Source organism: Paenarthrobacter histidinolovorans (assembly GCF_014647595.1).
In the GTDB taxonomy this organism is placed as follows: Bacteria; Actinomycetota; Actinomycetes; order Actinomycetales; family Micrococcaceae; genus Arthrobacter; species Arthrobacter histidinolovorans.
Genome location: NZ_BMPM01000010.1, coordinates 116646 through 130997, shown reverse-complemented (window position 1 = coordinate 130997; position 14352 = coordinate 116646). Strand labels below are relative to the sequence as shown.

At 62.4% G+C, this 14352-nt stretch carries 16 protein-coding genes; 10 read left to right on the top strand and 6 right to left on the bottom strand.

What is annotated here, in order from left to right; genetic code table 11:
• The first annotated feature begins 7 nt into the window (after window positions 1–7).
• The gene (locus IEY62_RS19380; RefSeq protein ID WP_189020956.1) at window positions 8–682 is read left to right on the top strand and encodes a 4-carboxy-4-hydroxy-2-oxoadipate aldolase/oxaloacetate decarboxylase; all 675 of its coding nucleotides are present in this window, start codon (window positions 8–10) and stop codon (window positions 680–682) included.
• Window positions 683–940: 258 nt separating this feature from the next.
• The gene (locus tag IEY62_RS19375; RefSeq protein WP_189020954.1) at window positions 941–1192 is read left to right on the top strand and encodes a hypothetical protein; all 252 of its coding nucleotides are present in this window, start codon (window positions 941–943) and stop codon (window positions 1190–1192) included.
• Window positions 1193–1238: 46 nt separating this feature from the next.
• Here IEY62_RS19375 and IEY62_RS19370 read toward each other — a convergent pair whose 3' ends face one another.
• On the bottom strand, window positions 1239–2183 hold the full coding sequence (locus IEY62_RS19370; protein ID WP_189020952.1) for a LysR substrate-binding domain-containing protein: 945 nt from the start codon (window positions 2181–2183) through the stop codon (window positions 1239–1241).
• Between the two features lie 264 nt (window positions 2184–2447).
• Here IEY62_RS19370 and IEY62_RS19365 point away from each other — a divergent pair, with 264 nt between their 5' ends.
• From IEY62_RS19365 to IEY62_RS19345, 5 genes are all read left to right on the top strand, one after another.
• Entirely contained in the window at window positions 2448–3236 is a 789-nt protein-coding gene (locus IEY62_RS19365) for a LamB/YcsF family protein (RefSeq protein ID WP_189020949.1), read from the top strand.
• 1 nt (window position 3237) lies between these two features.
• Window positions 3238–3975 carry a 5-oxoprolinase subunit B family protein gene (locus IEY62_RS19360; protein WP_189020947.1) on the top strand — a complete coding sequence of 246 codons (738 nt, stop codon included), beginning with the start codon at window positions 3238–3240 and terminating at the stop codon, window positions 3973–3975.
• Complete coding sequence (locus IEY62_RS19355; RefSeq protein ID WP_189020945.1) at window positions 3972–4985, top strand: 5-oxoprolinase subunit C family protein; 1014 nt, start codon at window positions 3972–3974, stop codon at window positions 4983–4985. The genes IEY62_RS19360 and IEY62_RS19355 overlap by 4 nt, the downstream gene beginning before the upstream one ends.
• A gap of 54 nt (window positions 4986–5039) precedes the next feature.
• Window positions 5040–6380 carry an MFS transporter gene (locus IEY62_RS19350; protein WP_189020943.1) on the top strand — a complete coding sequence of 447 codons (1341 nt, stop codon included), beginning with the start codon at window positions 5040–5042 and terminating at the stop codon, window positions 6378–6380.
• A gap of 82 nt (window positions 6381–6462) precedes the next feature.
• The gene (locus IEY62_RS19345; protein WP_189020941.1) at window positions 6463–7212 is read left to right on the top strand and encodes an SDR family oxidoreductase; all 750 of its coding nucleotides are present in this window, start codon (window positions 6463–6465) and stop codon (window positions 7210–7212) included.
• Window positions 7213–7333: 121 nt separating this feature from the next.
• Here the strand turns inward: IEY62_RS19345 and IEY62_RS19340 are convergent, their stop codons facing one another.
• From IEY62_RS19340 to purB, 4 genes are all read right to left on the bottom strand, one after another.
• On the bottom strand, window positions 7334–7768 hold the full coding sequence (locus IEY62_RS19340) for an acyl-CoA thioesterase (protein ID WP_189020939.1): 435 nt from the start codon (window positions 7766–7768) through the stop codon (window positions 7334–7336).
• Window positions 7769–7829: 61 nt separating this feature from the next.
• A complete protein-coding gene (locus tag IEY62_RS19335) occupies window positions 7830–8333 on the bottom strand; it encodes a GNAT family N-acetyltransferase (protein WP_189020937.1) in 504 nt (167 codons plus the stop codon).
• 119 nt (window positions 8334–8452) lie between these two features.
• Complete coding sequence (locus tag IEY62_RS19330) at window positions 8453–9109, bottom strand: histidine phosphatase family protein (RefSeq protein WP_189020935.1); 657 nt, start codon at window positions 9107–9109, stop codon at window positions 8453–8455.
• Window positions 9110–9422: 313 nt separating this feature from the next.
• Window positions 9423–10829: an adenylosuccinate lyase gene (gene purB / locus IEY62_RS19325; protein WP_189020933.1), complete on the bottom strand. Its 1407-nt coding sequence runs from the start codon at window positions 10827–10829 to the stop codon at window positions 9423–9425.
• 166 nt (window positions 10830–10995) lie between these two features.
• Between purB and IEY62_RS19320 the strand changes: the two genes are divergently transcribed.
• Both IEY62_RS19320 and IEY62_RS19315 read left to right on the top strand, forming a co-directional pair.
• The gene (locus IEY62_RS19320; RefSeq protein WP_189020931.1) at window positions 10996–11307 is read left to right on the top strand and encodes a hypothetical protein; all 312 of its coding nucleotides are present in this window, start codon (window positions 10996–10998) and stop codon (window positions 11305–11307) included.
• Window positions 11307–12653 carry a hypothetical protein gene (locus IEY62_RS19315; RefSeq protein ID WP_189020929.1) on the top strand — a complete coding sequence of 449 codons (1347 nt, stop codon included), beginning with the start codon at window positions 11307–11309 and terminating at the stop codon, window positions 12651–12653. Before IEY62_RS19320 ends, IEY62_RS19315 begins: the two co-directional genes overlap by 1 nt.
• A 3-nt stretch (window positions 12654–12656) precedes the next feature.
• Here the strand turns inward: IEY62_RS19315 and IEY62_RS19310 are convergent, their stop codons facing one another.
• Window positions 12657–13085: a phage holin family protein gene (locus IEY62_RS19310; protein ID WP_189020927.1), complete on the bottom strand. Its 429-nt coding sequence runs from the start codon at window positions 13083–13085 to the stop codon at window positions 12657–12659.
• A gap of 90 nt (window positions 13086–13175) precedes the next feature.
• Here IEY62_RS19310 and IEY62_RS19305 point away from each other — a divergent pair, with 90 nt between their 5' ends.
• Window positions 13176–14294 carry a histidinol-phosphate transaminase gene (locus IEY62_RS19305; RefSeq protein WP_189020925.1) on the top strand — a complete coding sequence of 373 codons (1119 nt, stop codon included), beginning with the start codon at window positions 13176–13178 and terminating at the stop codon, window positions 14292–14294.
• The last annotated feature ends 58 nt before the right edge of the window (window positions 14295–14352 follow it).

Genomic DNA, 14352 nt, shown 5'->3' with positions numbered 1-14352 from the left:
AACCCCAATGATCCACGTCAAGACCAAATTCGAGCGCCCCGACGCTGATGTCGTAAGCCGCCTCGCCAAGTTCTCCTCCGCCACGATCCACGAAGCCCAGGGCCGGCGCGGCGCGTTGAGCTCCAGGATCAAGCCGATCGATCGGACCATGTCCTTCTGCGGCCCGGCTGTCACGGTTGCCTGCGCGCCGCAGGACAACCTCATGCTCCAGGTGGCCATCCATTACGCCCAGGCAGGCGATGTGGTTCTGGTCGGTGCGCAGGAAATGGCCGAAGCCGGCACGTTCGGCGACGTCCTGGGCAACGCCATGAAGGCCAAGGGCATCGCGGCGATGGTCACCGATTCCGGTGTGCGCGATACCCAGGACCTGATCGAGCTTGGCCTGCCCGTTTTCTCCGGCAGCGTCAGCATCAAGGGCACCGTCAAGGAAACACTCGGCCCCATCAACCACCCGATCGTTTTCGGCGACGAAATCATCTACCCGGGCGACATCCTTCGCGGCGACGCTGACGGCGTGGTGGTGGTCCGCCGCGAAGAGGCCGAGGAAGTCATCGCGCTGTCCCAGGCGCGCGATGACCACGAGCGCGAACTCATCAAGCTGTACCACGACGGCGGCAACACCATTGAGCTTTGCGGCCTCACGGAGAAGCTCAAGGAAAAGGGCCTCCTGGTAGAGGACTGATACTTTGCTGAAGGGCCGGTCACTCTGTGGCCGGCTCTTTTGGTGCACCTTGATGGGGGCACGGAAAAGGCGCCTTGCCTGGACTCTTGGGTCTCTGCGGGCAAGGCGCCTTAGTGGGTGCTGCTTTGGTGGGAGTACGACGGCGGCTGGCCGGCTTGCGTGGTCCGTCCCGGGTTGCGTGATCCGTCCCGGTAAGGGCGCGGGTCCGCTCAGTCGAGTCCGGAGTGGCCGGGGCGGGTATCAACCAGGTGCCACTCGATGCTGTTTCCTGAGTGTGCGGGCATCAAGCTGCCTTCGAAGACGAACAGTGGCTCGCCAATGCCGCCGATGGGACGCCAAAAACCATTCCGTGGGCAGTGGAATCCGGTTCGTGCGCTGATCGTCCCGCGGGTTGGATTTGAAACCCATCCGGTCGTGCTGATCTTTTTCACCGTTTTTTCCTTTGAACGTGCCCGCGGTGACCGTGAGCTGTTTTCGAATTCCTTTACTGATTCGATATTAGGAAATTAAAACGGGCTTGAATAAGACCAAAGCTGTCTGTCCGGATAAGGCTTTGTTATGGATGGGCCGGCAGTTGCACGGGGTCCGTTCCGTACTTCTTGATCAGTTGCTGGTGCAGCATTTCCTTGACCACCATGAGCACGGCCGAGGCGGCCTCGGAGAGTGGTTCATGGTCCGGGGTGCAGAGGGCGATCTTGCTCTGCAGCCCGGGCTCAACGATCCGCAACACCTTGAAGTCCTGGTCCGGGAAGAGGGCATCGGCGGCAGACTTGGGCAGCACCGTGCCGCCCAGGTTGGCGCGGATCAGGCGGGTCAGGGACGGTACTGATTCGACTTCACCCACCAGCTTCAGGGGCAGGTCCTGTCCGGCGAGGCCCTTCTCGATGATCTGGCGGAGGGTGTGGTTCTTTTCCGGAAGGAAGAGCCCCACCTTGCTGGCTTCCGCAAGCGTGACCGTATCCTCGCTGTGGTTCACGTCCAGGCCGGGATGGACCACCAGGTGGAGGTCTTCCACGATCATGGTGGTGAACTGCACGCCGCGGATCTTCCCCGGCTCATAGATGAGTGCCATGTCCAGGCGGCCGTTCTTGATGGCTTCGCTCAACACGCCACCGAAAATCTCGGTCAGGTGCACCACGATATCCGGGTAGCGCCGGCTGACTTCGCTGATGATCTGCGGCGTCAGGCTGGATGCCATGCTGTAGGGCGCAATCGCTATGGAGACCCGGCCCGAAGGTGCTGCGCCGGAGGTGGCGACGTCCTGCCGGGCCTGCTCAACCAATCGCAGAATGGACTGCGCGTGGCGGTAGAGGGTGTGCCCCGCTGCGGTGGGCTCAACGCCCTGCTTGCTGCGGATCAGGAGACGCTGCTTGAGGTCGTTTTCCAGAGCCGATACCTGTTGGCTCAGGGCAGGCTGTGCCACGTGAAGCGCCGCAGCAGCCTTGGTGATGCTGCCTGAGTCAACGATCTGCACGAAGTATGAGAGCTTGCGCGTATCCATGAGTCTGCCTTCCTGGAGGGCCACGTCCCCGGGTGGCATGCGTTAGGGAAATTCTATCCGGGCCCGTTGGGACCCAAGCCACAGTACAGGGTGGTGCAGGTCATAACGGAGAGCTATTACGGGATAGCTATTAGGTCTTTGTGCCACGTGCTTGCCCGGTGCGAGACTTTTGGAAAGAACATCCGGCAACGGAGGGGAATCCTGAAAGCACCCGCCGTTTCCCTGGAATTCAATTCCACCGCAAAACCACGGAAAGAGAAACACGTGAACCCGGTAATTGATCTTGTAGCGGATCTCGGAGAGGGATTTGGCGCCTACACCATTGGCGATGACTCCGAACTCCTTGAGATCGTCTCAAGCGCCAATATCGCATGCGGGTTCCATGCAGGTGATCCGGACATTATGGCCGCCACTGTTGCTGAATGCGTGCGCCGTGGAGTTGGGATAGGGGCTCATCCGGGTTTCCCGGACCTGCGGGGTTTCGGCCGCCGCGACATGGGCCTTTCGGCCGGTGAAGTCCAGAACGACGTCGTGTACCAAGTGGGTGCCCTGAATGGCTTCGCCGCTTTCCAGGGCACCAAGGTCACGCACCTCGCGCCCCACGGCCGGCTTGGCAACCTCGTTGCCGTCCGGGCTGATTACGCCCAGGCAGTGGCCACAGCTGCGGCCCGCGTGGACAAGGAACTTATTGTGGTGGCCCAGGAAGGCGAACTGGCCGTTGCTGCCCGTGCCGCAGGGCTGGACGTGGCAATCGTCGGCATCGTGGACCGCGCTTACCAGGAAGACGGGACACTGGTTCCCCGGAGCCAACCCGGTGCCGTGCTGCACGATCCCGCCGAAATCGTGGAGCGGACGCTTCGCATGGTGGTTGAAGGCAAGATCCGCTGCGCCGGCGGCGCGGACATGGAAATCGACGTCGATACAGTCCTCCTCCACGGGGACAACCCCGGCGCTGTTGAACTGGCCAGCCGCATCCGTTCCGAGCTCATCTCCGCCGGCGTTCGCATCGCCCCACTGGCCGAGGTCATGGATACCAGGAAGAAGGCAGCCTGACATGTCCGTTCTGACAGTGGCCCCCACCGAGATATACGAGTCCGGTGACTCCGCACTGCGTGTCGTGGCCATCTCCCAGGCGAGCGAAGACAACTGGCTCACGGTTCATCGCTTGGCCGACTGGCTGGAAAACTGTGGCGCGGAAGGTCTTCATGGCGCGGTTCCCACCTATGACTCTGTTCTGGTTGAGTTCGATCCGATCCTGGTCTCGGCCCGCCAAGTGCGCGCGTTCGTCAAGCTTGGGCTGCTGGAGCTGGACCACGCCGGGGAGGGTGTGCAAACTCCCAGGGAGTTCGATGTACCCGTGGTCTACGGCGGCGACTTCGGTCCGGATCTGGAACTCGTGGCGCAGTACCAAGGCATTTCTACCGGGGAAGTCATTCGGCTCCACACTGAAAAGACCTACACCGTGCGCTGCCTCGGCGCTCCCGCAGGTTCGCCCATGATGGACGGTCCGGCCTTTCCCAAGCCCGTGCCCCGCCTGAAGGATCCCCGGCTCAGCGTGCCCGCCGGTGCAGTGGCAGTTGCCGGACGCCAGGCGGTCATCGCTCCGGCATCAGCCCCCGGTGGCTGGTGCGTGATTGGCCAGACCCCGCTGTCCGTCCTGAACATCCGCAAGGAACCGTTGGTGCCCTACAAGCCCGGCGACATCCTGCGGTTTCGGCAGATCGCCACCGAAGACTTCAACGGGTTCGTGGGCATGGACTTGGAACCGCTGGAATTGGAGCGTCCGCGATGAGCGGCCGGATCCTCATACAGCAGCCGGGCAACTCCGTGGTGACGGACCTTGGCAGGACACGCGGCCCCCGCTTCGGACTTCCCGTGAACGGCGCCCTCGACCAGTATTCAGCGAGGGCGGCAAACATCCTTGCCGGAAACCAGGACAACGATCCCCTGGTGGAGATCACAGCACTCGATTTCCGGATGACCGCGAACACGGATGTCCTGATCGCGGTCACCGGCGCACCCCTGACCCTGACCGTCGGGGGACGACCCTGCAGCCAGTGGGAGCCTGTCTCCGTAAGGGCAGGAGAGTCAGTCTCCATTCGCGGTATCCACCGCGGGCTCCGGGCCTACCTGGCCATCCATGGCTCCATCGAGGCCGAGACACTCCTTGGCAGCGCAGCCCCGGACACAGTGGTGGGCTTCGGGCGTCAGCTTCGGGACGGAACCACGCTGGTCACCCGTCGGAGCGTCGGCCCTGTACGGCAGCCGTACTTCGACCTTCCCCTTTTCCGGCTGGGACTTGAGCGTCCAAGCATGGGATCAGACCTGTTGGTCGACGTGACCGATGGACCGGACGTCGCCGAGTTTGGCGAATCCGGTGAACTGCTCTTCACCTCCGAGTACACCGTCAGCGGCCGCAGCAACCACATCGGCCTGCGGCTCGGCGGCGAACTTCCGGAAAGAACCTCAAGCGGTGAGGTCCTTTCCCGCGGCGTGCCAGTGGGCGCCGTCGAGGTTCCCTCAAGGGAAGAGCTGCTGGTACTGCACCGGGGACGCGGCGTCACCGCCGGATATCCCGTCCTCGCAGTGGTTACCAGCACCGGACTGGATGTCCTGGCCCAAGCGAGGCCAGGGGACAAAGTCCGTTTTCGGAAAACCACAGCGGCAGAAGCAACTGCCGCCCATAGGCGCTCGCGGGCCCAACTCGAGACTCTCCGCGAATCCGTCCACACCGTCTTCGGACTCCTCGGCATCGGATGCCGTCCCCAGTGGCAGGACCTACCAGTTGCGGCATGCAGCTAAAACCCTGTCGTCAACCAGTAGGCGTTGCTACGCTCATCCCAGTAAGGAAAAGTCATGACCGCAAGCACCAATGCTGCGCCAGTGCAGCATGAGCGGCTCACGGGCCGCCAAACCCGCAAGGTTGTCACCGCAGGGTGCGTTGGCATCTTCGTGGAACTGTACGACAACGGCATTTTCGCCTTCATGGCAGGGACTCTCGCCCTGGTCTTCCTGGCGCCCGGCAACCCGGACAACGCCCTGCTCTTCGTGTTCGCCGGGTACGCGGTCTCCTTCTTTGTCCGTCCCCTCGGCGCTGTAGTCTGCGGTTACCTTGGCGACCGGATCGGCAGGCAGAAGCTACTGGTCTTTGTCATCCTCCTGATCAGCGTCGCTACCGCCGGCATCGGCCTTCTTCCCCCTTACGCGGCAATCGGCGTTGCAGCTCCCATTCTGCTGGTCCTCCTGCGGCTCCTGCAGGGCTTCTCCGTTGGTGGCGAGGCTGCCGGCGCCATGACCTTCCTGGCTGAACACGCCCCCGAAGGCAAGCGCGGCATCATCACCTCGTATGCGCAGATTGCCTCGTTCGCGGCACTGCTCACCGGTACCTTGGTGGCTTACTCCATGTCGCCGTGGCTCACCCAGGCAGCAATCGACGGCGGCGGCTTCGGTGCGTTCGCCTGGCGCATCCCGTTCCTGGTCGCCATCCCCATGGGCATCATCGGTTGGTACATCCGCAAGGCCATCAGCGATACCCCCAACTTCGAGAAACTCAAGGAAGAGGGCGGTCTCTCCAAGAACCCCCTCAAGGAAGCCTTCCAGTCCAAGGAACACCGCCGTGCCATGCTCCTGGCCCTCTTCATCCCGCTGATGAACGGCTCCGGCTACTACGTGCTCTTCTCCTACATGCCAACGTTCCTCAAAGGCAAGCAACTGAACTTCACCATTGGTGAGGCATTGCTCGTCACCGCTTGCAGCCTGGTGGTCATCTGCATCGCCATCCCGTTCATGGGCGCCCTTTCCGACCGTGTTGGCCGCAAGAAGGTCATTGCCGGCTCCGCCATCGCCATGGCTGTCCTCGGCATTCCGTCCTACGCCCTGATAGCGACCGGCCAAATGGGCCTGGCCATCCTCGGCGCCTGCATCATGGCCATCGTTTTCGCCGGCCACACCGCAGTCATCCACATCCTGATCGTCGAGTTGTTCCCCACCCGCGTCCGCTACTCCGCTTATGGCCTCGGCTACAACATCTCCTCGGCCCTGTTCGGCGGCACCGCACCGCTGCTCATGACCTGGCTGATCGGCAGCACCGGCAACATTTACATGCCGGCTTTCTACGCCGTCATCACCGCCCTCGGCACGCTCATCGCGGTCAGCACAGTCAAGGACCGTGCCCACGAACCGCTCCGCGACGCCTAGCCACCACCTTGCGGCAGGTGCGCCGGGCCTGCGGGTCCGGCGCACTTGCGGCCCACCGATTCCCCACCTTCTGGAGGACACCATGTCTTTTTCCGACTACACCACCGCCCTCGTCACCGGAGCATCAACCGGCATGGGTGCAGCCATCGCCGAGCGCCTCGCCAAGCGCGGCCTGACAGTCCACGCCGTAGCCCGTAACGAGGAACGCCTCGCCGAACTGGCTGATCGCACGGGAGCCGTCCCGCACGTCGTTGACCTGACCGACACAGCCGCGCTGGCCGACGTCGTCAATAACCTCAAAGTGGACGTCCTGGTGAACTGCGCGGGTGTTTCCCGGCCGGGCAACATCCTGGACTCCTCGGAGGAAGACATCGATGAACTCGTGGACGTGAACCTTCGCGGCCTGCTGCAACTCACCCGGCTGGTGCTGCCGGGCATGGTGGAACGCGATCTTGGCCATGTCATCAACATCAGCTCAATCGCCGGCCTGTACAACTTCTATGGCCACACGGTCTATCACGCCACCAAAGCCGCCGTGCACCAGATTTCCCGGCAACTCCGGAACGACACCGTCGGCAAGCGAATCCGCGTCACCGAAATCTGCCCTGGCCGTGTGGAGACCGAGATCTTCGGCCGCAACCTGGGCGGCACCCCCGAGGCCATGGAAGAAGCCTGGCAGACCTATTACGAGGGCTACGAGTCGCTGACCACGGACGACATCGTCAACGCCCTGGACTACGCCATCGAAACGCCGCGCCACGTCAACGTGGGCATGCTCGAACTCATGCCGACGTTCCAGGTGCCCGGCGGGCTGACGTTCGACCGGCGCTAAGGCGCCCTACAGGTTCCGGCGGCACTCACTCCCGTCGCCGGAAATACAAGCTGGCGGCCGCGTATTCGCGGCCGCCAGCACCCGTTTAACAGCTCTTGATGGACGTCCGACGGCGGGTGGTTCAGTCCTCGTCGAGCGTCTCGGTCAGGTGGTGGGTGGGAATCCGGTCGCGGTCATACGTGATTTCCGTGTAGCCATGGGGCTGGGGACGCCCGTCAGCGCCGAGGTTGACGAACACGATCTCCTCGATGGTCAGGATGGACTGCCGGGTGATCATGTTCCGGACCTCGGCCCGCATGGTCAGGGAGGTGCGGCCGAAGTGCTTGGCCGTCAGCCCCATCTCAATGAGGTCGCCCTGGACTGCCGAGCTCACGAAGTTGATTTCCGAGATGTACTTGGTGACGGCCCTGCCGTTGCCCAATTGAAGGATGGCGTAGATCGCTGCCTCTTCGTCGATCCACTTCAGCAGGCTACCGCCGAAGAGCGTGCCATTGGCGTTGAGGTCCTCGGGCCGTACCCATTTACGGGTCCGAAAGGTGATGTCTGCTTTTTCCATAATCCGAGATTATCGAACCGGCGCAACTCCCGGCTGGATGTTGCGCCGGTGTCCGGCCTGCTTACGCCATTGCAGTGTGCGAAGCACTGTGGGAATCCAGGCGCTTGGAGTAGCAATACGATTCGTTGACACCCACATAAGGACCAAAGTTGGGCACGGCCGCAAAACCGGCGCTTTCGTAGAAACTGCGGCCGTCCGACTGGGCTGAACCTGCCTCGGCCGCGATCACACTGAACCCATGTGAATGCGCCTGGGCTTCAAGCGCAGCCAGGATTGAGCTGGCCACTCCCGAACCACGGGCATACGGAACCACGTAGAGACGCTTGATCTCTGCCGTTTTTTCATCCAGCATCCTCAGGCCCCCGCAACCGAGCGGTTGGCCTGAGCACTTCTCGTATGCCACCACAAAGACTGCGGTATCGGCCTCCGATGGGGGAGGTCCGGGCTCGTGGTCCGTGCTTCCGAAGCGTGAATCCAGTTCTGCCTGCTGTGCGGCCCGGAGGTCGGCGCCTACGGGGTTGGCCCACGTGACCTGCCGGATGTTGAGCCGTGGGTTGGTCTGCATCTATGCCTCAATTCGCCGGGTTTCGGGGAGGTGTCTATGCGTCTCAAGCCTAGGTAGCCGGGGTTACCGTGGTGTTTCCTACGCGTAAGCGTCGGGAGAAATGCTGCCCGTCTTCCGCGTTACAGCGCCTCGCCGGTGGGGTCCTCCGCATTTTGGCCCGCCAGTGCCGTGCCGCCAACGGGGAGCTGGTCCCAGTGCAGCACCCTCCAACCGCTTGCCGGGTCACCTTCGAGGGCCACGATTCCGGTGTTGGGCAACTGATGCGTTCTGGCGAACACGGCGTCGATGTCTGAAGCCCTGCGGCCGGCCCAGCATCGGATTGCGGCTCCGTGGCTGACGATCACCGCCGTCTCATGTCCGGCGGCCGCCACTTCTTCCACTGAGGCGTCGAAGCGGGCGAAGAAGTCGTGCCCCGTGTACGCCCCGGGCATGCGTACGTCCAAGTCGCCGTCGGTCCAGGCGAATACCGTATTCATGTAGCGCAGGTGCGACTCGTGGTCTGTCTTCTTTTCCAGACTGCCGGCTTCGATTTCGTGGACGCCGTCCAGGATTGTTGGTTCCAGTCCGGTGGCCTTGGCCAGCGGCAGCACAGTGCGCTGGGTGCGCAGCAGGGTAGAGGTGTAGAGGGCGTCGATGCTTTCGGCCGCCAAGGCTTCCGGAAGGGCTGCAGCCTGGCGCTCCCCAAGTCCGGTCAGACCCGGGCCGGGGAAGGCGGTATCCAGCTGGCCTGCAACATTGCCCGGGGTTTGTCCGTGCCTGATCAACAGGAGCTTCATGGTGCTCCGCTCCTCACGTCGTTTCGTCTGGCCCGCCTCCGGGCCCTGTGTTCCGCGCATTGCGTCCAGTGCTCTGTTTTCTGCGTTCTGCGTTCCGCGTTCTGTGTTCTGCGTTCCGCGTTCCAGCCTGGTTGGTTCCAGCCAATCAGCCGCAGCGGCGCGGAATCGGCCCGACACGCCGTGTTCACGGCCCATAGGCCGGAAGTCAGGGCTGCTCGCGACGGCGGGCCAAACCAGATGCCGGTTAAAGCACGACGGCGGGCCGAGGCTCCCAGCCCCGCCCGCCGTCGTCGAACGCTGTGCTTTGTCTCTGTTACTTCAGGTGGTCCACGAGCTTGTCGGCGATGCCCGTGTACTTGCCCGGTGTCAGGGCGAGCAGGCGTGCTTCAGCGTCAGCGGAGAGTCCGAGGCCCTGGACAAATTCCTGCATGCGGGCACCGTCCACCCGCTGGCCGCGAGTGAGGTCCTTGAGCCGTTCGTAGGGGTTCTCCATGCCTTCGACACCTGCAATGGCCTCGGCACGCATGACCATCTGGATGGCTTCGCCCAGGACTTCCCAGTTGGTATCGAGGTCGCCGGCCAGGACTTCCTCGGCGACGTCGAGAGCCTTGAGGCCCTTGGCGACGTTGGAAATCGCAAGCAGGGAGTGGCCGAACGCGACGCCGATGTTGCGCTGGGAAGAGGAATCCGTGAGGTCACGCTGCCAACGGGAAGTGACAAGTGTTGCGCCCAGGGTGTCCAGGAGGCCGTTGGAGATTTCCAGGTTGGCTTCGGCGTTCTCGAAGCGGATCGGGTTCACCTTGTGCGGCATGGTGGATGAACCGGTGGCACCGGCCACCGGGATCTGGCGGAAGTAGCCGATGGAGATGTAACTCCAGATATCCGTGCACACGTTGTGCAGGATGCGGTTGAAGCGTGCGATGTCGGCGTACAGCTCCGCCTGCCAGTCGTGGCTTTCGATCTGCGTAGTGAGCGGGTTCCATGTGAGGCCAAGTCCTTCAACGAAGGACTTGGCGACAGCTTCCCAATCGGCGCCGGGCACAGATGCGACGTGGGCGGCGTATGTGCCGGTGGCGCCGTTGATCTTGCCGAGGAATTCGGTCTTGGCGATGCGTTCCAGCTGGCGGTTGAGGCGGTGCGCAACGACTGCCAGTTCCTTGCCGAGCGTGGTGGGTGTGGCCGGTTGGCCGTGCGTGCGGGAAAGCATGGGAACGGAGCGGTTCTCTTCCGCCATCGCCTCGATCTGCTTCACCAGCGCCGTCGCGTTGGGGAGCCAGACATCTTCAACGGCACCCTTGATTCCCACAGCGTAGGAGAGGTTGTTGATGTCCTCTGAGGTGCAGCCGAAGTGAACCATGGCGGTCAGGTTCTCAATGCCGATGGCGGGCAGGCGGCGGCCGATGTAGTACTCGACAGCCTTTACGTCGTGGACGGTAACGGCTTCGATCTCCGCGAGTTCGGCGACGGACGACGCGTCGAATTCCGTGACGATGGCCCGCAGCTGGGCAATCTGGGAATCGGAGAGCGGACCGGCGCCCGGAAGAACGGACTGGCTGGTCAGGTGGATGAGCCACTCGACTTCGACGTGAACGCGATCGCGGTTCAGCGCGGCCTCGGACAGGTAGTCCACGAGGGGTGCGACGGCGGCACGGTAGCGGCCGTCAAGGGCGCCAAGAGCCAGGGGTTCGGAAGCGAGGGACACGCGAGGGGATTCAGCCATGGTGCCTATTCTTTCATGCCCGGCGCGGAGGCCGGCGTCGATGACGGGGCTATGTGGACGAGCCGTCGGGTTATCCACATACGCGACGTCGATGCTTCCGTCTGTCTCTGCCCGTCCGTAGCGTTTTGGCTACCGATCAGCAGAACGACCACTGGAGTACACCCATATGAGCCTCGGCGTGACGCCTGCAGCCAATCCACCCACTTTCGATCCTTCGGAATGCGCCTCCCGAAGCCACGAAGTCCAACGGCTTGCATGGCGAATGAAGACCTGCGTCGACCAGGCAGATACGGTCCTTGCTTCCCTGCGGAAGATACAGCTGGAGGAGTGGCAGTCCCCGGCCGGCCGTGGGTACCGGACCACCATCGCCTTCCACGCCTCTGCCCTCATGCGGGCCCGGGAGAACTTGGATGGTGCCGCCGCGTTGGTCCTGAGGCACTCACAGAACATTTCCGTCCAGGGCGGGAGGGGACACTGATGGACGATGCAGCTCCGGTGGGTGCCGGTGCAGCGCCCAGTCCTTCTCCTCCGCCGTCCGACGGAATCCTTGGCATCCGCGGAGGCGTTGGTGGAATCTCTTTTCAGTTGGAAGAGCTTGCAAGAGGAGCCGATTGGCTAGATGACATTGTCGTGCAGCTGCTGGGCATCGAAGAAGAGGCCCGTCGCGTCCAGGACGCACTCACGCCGTATCTCTCCGACTCCTATGAGTCGGGCTGCCTGGCCATCAATACGGTGGCCGAAAGCAGGAAGGATGTGGGCCGGTTGCGTCAGGCTTTGGGCGACGTCAGTGCAAGCGTGCGGGCCAGCCACCGGGACTACGCGATGACCGAGGCGCTGAATACCCGACTCCATCTTCTCGTGCCGGGAGCGATGATGTTCCCGGATCCGGGCCACCTCCTCAGCCCGGGACGTGACCTCACTGAGGACATCTTCAACCTGATAATCAGCCCCGGCCTCGAAGCAGAGCAGCTGGTGGGCCTCATGGTAGGTGCACCGTTCCTGGCAGCGATCCAACCTCGTCCGGTCAGTGTGGCGAAGGTCAGCGAAACAACGGAAAACGTGCAGCCTTCCATGGCCGAAAGTCTCCGGCGTCTTGAAAAGGTCTACGCCAGGAACGACGGAGAGATTGAGGTGATCGAATTCGACAACAACGGTTCGTCCTCATGGATGGTCCTGATTCCGGGCACACAGCCTCATACGCCCTCAACCAACCCTCTCGACATTCAGGGAATCGGCGAAGCAGTTGGTTATGGTTCCGAGGAAGTCATCCCCGCAGTCGCACAGGCCCTGCACGAGGCAGGGGCCGCGACCGGAGACCAGGTGGTGGCAGTTGGGCACAGCCAGGGCGGTGTCCATGCCATGAACCTTGCTCGGGACAAAGCGTTCCTTAGCGAGTTCGACCTCAAATTCGTGCTCACTGCCGGCGCTCCCGTTGGAGGCATAGTCCCTGAGCCTGGCATCAGTTCCCTTCATCTGGAACACGTCCAGGATTGGGTTCCGGGGGTGGACGGCCACATGAACCCTGACACGAAGGACCGGGTGACGGTAACGCTGACGGACCATGTTGAGACCCCCGCGGGAGAAGATCCCGGCTTGGGCCCTGGGCACGACCAAGAGAATTATGCGAAAGGTGCCGAGCTGGTCAGCGCCAGCAAAGATCCTTCGTTGCTCGCATCCACGGCGGCGTTCGCCGGAGTCGTCGGAGTCGGCGGTGCGTCAAAGATCACCCGGTTCAAGCTCACGCGGGATCCGCGTCCCGATCGTCGGAGTGAACTTGCGGCGCCTGCCCTTCCCGAATCGCGGTCCACCGCGGGAGCGCGATGATTCCTAGCGCTTACGGGTGCCTGGGATGAGTCCGGCCACCATGGAGATGATGCTGATGATGATCGACGCCAGGATGGCCGTCCAAAAGAACGAGTCCAAAGTCAGGTGTACGGGGGTGAATGTGCTGAGCCACGCAGTGAGGTACAACATCGCCGCGTTGATCACGATAGTGAACAGGCCGAGGGTCAGGATGGTCACAGGCAGCGAAAGAAGCCTCACCAAGGGGCGCACGAATGCGTTGACCACTCCAAAAATGAGCCCAATGAACAAATACGCCAGCACTATGCCCACGGTGTCAGCGCCCTGCGTCAGTCCCGCATTGGCGGCGGCTGACTCCGTGGCACTGGTAGTGATGTCCATGCCTTGCAACAGCCAGGTTGCAACCCACAGGGCGAGCCCGTTGATGAGGACGCGAATGATGAATGAACCCATGGCCCCATGCTTTCACACTCACCTGTGCCGTGGCTGGGCGATAGCTCCAACACTCCGCCCGTATAGAGGGGTGCAAGTAGGCTTGAAGCCATGACTACTACTGACAACGCACCGGAGGGCGTACTCCCTCGACCGGTCGTGGACAGGCTTCCAAAATATGCTGCCGGTAAACCACCAGCAGCAATTGAAGGCCTTACCAGCTATAAATTGTCGTCCAATGAGAATCCGCTGCCTCCGATTCCTGCAGTGTTGCAGGCGATCGCGGACCAAGCTGACATCAACCGCTACCCTGATCCGCTGGCAACGAAGCTTCGGACCGCTCTTGCAGGCTTTCTGGACGTCCCGGCTGACGATGTCGTCACCGGTGCCGGCAGCCTCGGCGCGCTGAACCAAATCCTTGCGACGTTTGCCGGACAGAACGACGACGGCAAGGCCGACGAGGTGATCTACGCCTGGCGTTCCTTCGAGGCGTATCCCATCTGCGTGGGCCTGGCGGGAGCTTCCAGTGTCCAGATTCCCCTTCTGGCGGACGGCCGGCACGATCTCGACACTATGGCTGCGGCAGTTACCGTTCGCACCAAGGTGATTCTTTTGTGCACGCCGAACAACCCCACAGGGCCGATTCTGACCGCTGAGGAAACTGAGCGCTTCATTCAGTCGGTACCGCCGCATGTAGTGGTGGTTATTGACGAGGCGTATCAGGAATTTGTCCGCGACCCCCAAGCCGTTGACGGCATCAAGCTCTACCGCAAGTATCCCAACGTGGTGGTTCTGCGAACCTTCTCAAAGGCACACGGGTTGGCTGGCCTGCGCGTGGGATACAGCGTGTCCGGCCCGGCACTCACCCAACACCTCCGGGTCACCGCAACGCCGTTTGCCGTTTCACAGATTGCCGAAAGGGCAGCCGTAACCTCGATTGAGAATTTCGACCAGGTTGTGGAAAGGGTACAAAGCCTCGTTGAGGAACGGGACCGGGTGACGGCCGGACTCAGGGAGTTGGGCTGGTTCGTTCCTGAGGCCCAAGGAAACTTCATATGGTTGAATCTGGGCGAGAACAGTGCCGAATTTGCGGCCCTTGCGGCAGAGCAGGCACTGTCAGTTCGGGCCTTCGCCAATGAGGGTGTCCGTGTCAGCATCGGAGAGGTGGAGGCCAACACGCGTTTCCTGAATCTCTGTGCAGGTTATACAAAGGCGCCACAAGGTTCCTAGCGGTTAACAAATGCGCCAACCGAACTTACTGCCGATAAAGTAAGGGACGAAAGCCAAA

What these genes read in the sequence shown, in the direction of transcription:
- IEY62_RS19330 (WP_189020935.1), bottom strand. Translation starts at nt 9,109, where the DNA reads ATGAAGCTCCTGTTGATCAGGCACGGACAAACCCCGGGCAATGTTGCA.
- IEY62_RS19375 (WP_189020954.1), top strand. Translation starts at nt 941, where the DNA reads ATGCTGTTTCCTGAGTGTGCGGGCATCAAGCTGCCTTCGAAGACGAAC.
- IEY62_RS19305 (WP_189020925.1), top strand. Translation starts at nt 13,176, where the DNA reads ATGACTACTACTGACAACGCACCGGAGGGCGTACTCCCTCGACCGGTC.
- IEY62_RS19340 (WP_189020939.1), bottom strand. Translation starts at nt 7,768, where the DNA reads ATGGAAAAAGCAGACATCACCTTTCGGACCCGTAAATGGGTACGGCCC.
- IEY62_RS19320 (WP_189020931.1), top strand. Translation starts at nt 10,996, where the DNA reads ATGAGCCTCGGCGTGACGCCTGCAGCCAATCCACCCACTTTCGATCCT.
- IEY62_RS19345 (WP_189020941.1), top strand. Translation starts at nt 6,463, where the DNA reads ATGTCTTTTTCCGACTACACCACCGCCCTCGTCACCGGAGCATCAACC.
- purB (WP_189020933.1), bottom strand. Translation starts at nt 10,829, where the DNA reads ATGGCTGAATCCCCTCGCGTGTCCCTCGCTTCCGAACCCCTGGCTCTT.
- IEY62_RS19355 (WP_189020945.1), top strand. Translation starts at nt 3,972, where the DNA reads ATGAGCGGCCGGATCCTCATACAGCAGCCGGGCAACTCCGTGGTGACG.
- IEY62_RS19380 (WP_189020956.1), top strand. Translation starts at nt 8, where the DNA reads ATGATCCACGTCAAGACCAAATTCGAGCGCCCCGACGCTGATGTCGTA.
- IEY62_RS19350 (WP_189020943.1), top strand. Translation starts at nt 5,040, where the DNA reads ATGACCGCAAGCACCAATGCTGCGCCAGTGCAGCATGAGCGGCTCACG.
- IEY62_RS19370 (WP_189020952.1), bottom strand. Translation starts at nt 2,183, where the DNA reads ATGGATACGCGCAAGCTCTCATACTTCGTGCAGATCGTTGACTCAGGC.
- IEY62_RS19310 (WP_189020927.1), bottom strand. Translation starts at nt 13,085, where the DNA reads ATGGGTTCATTCATCATTCGCGTCCTCATCAACGGGCTCGCCCTGTGG.
- IEY62_RS19335 (WP_189020937.1), bottom strand. Translation starts at nt 8,333, where the DNA reads ATGCAGACCAACCCACGGCTCAACATCCGGCAGGTCACGTGGGCCAAC.
- IEY62_RS19360 (WP_189020947.1), top strand. Translation starts at nt 3,238, where the DNA reads ATGTCCGTTCTGACAGTGGCCCCCACCGAGATATACGAGTCCGGTGAC.
- IEY62_RS19315 (WP_189020929.1), top strand. Translation starts at nt 11,307, where the DNA reads ATGGACGATGCAGCTCCGGTGGGTGCCGGTGCAGCGCCCAGTCCTTCT.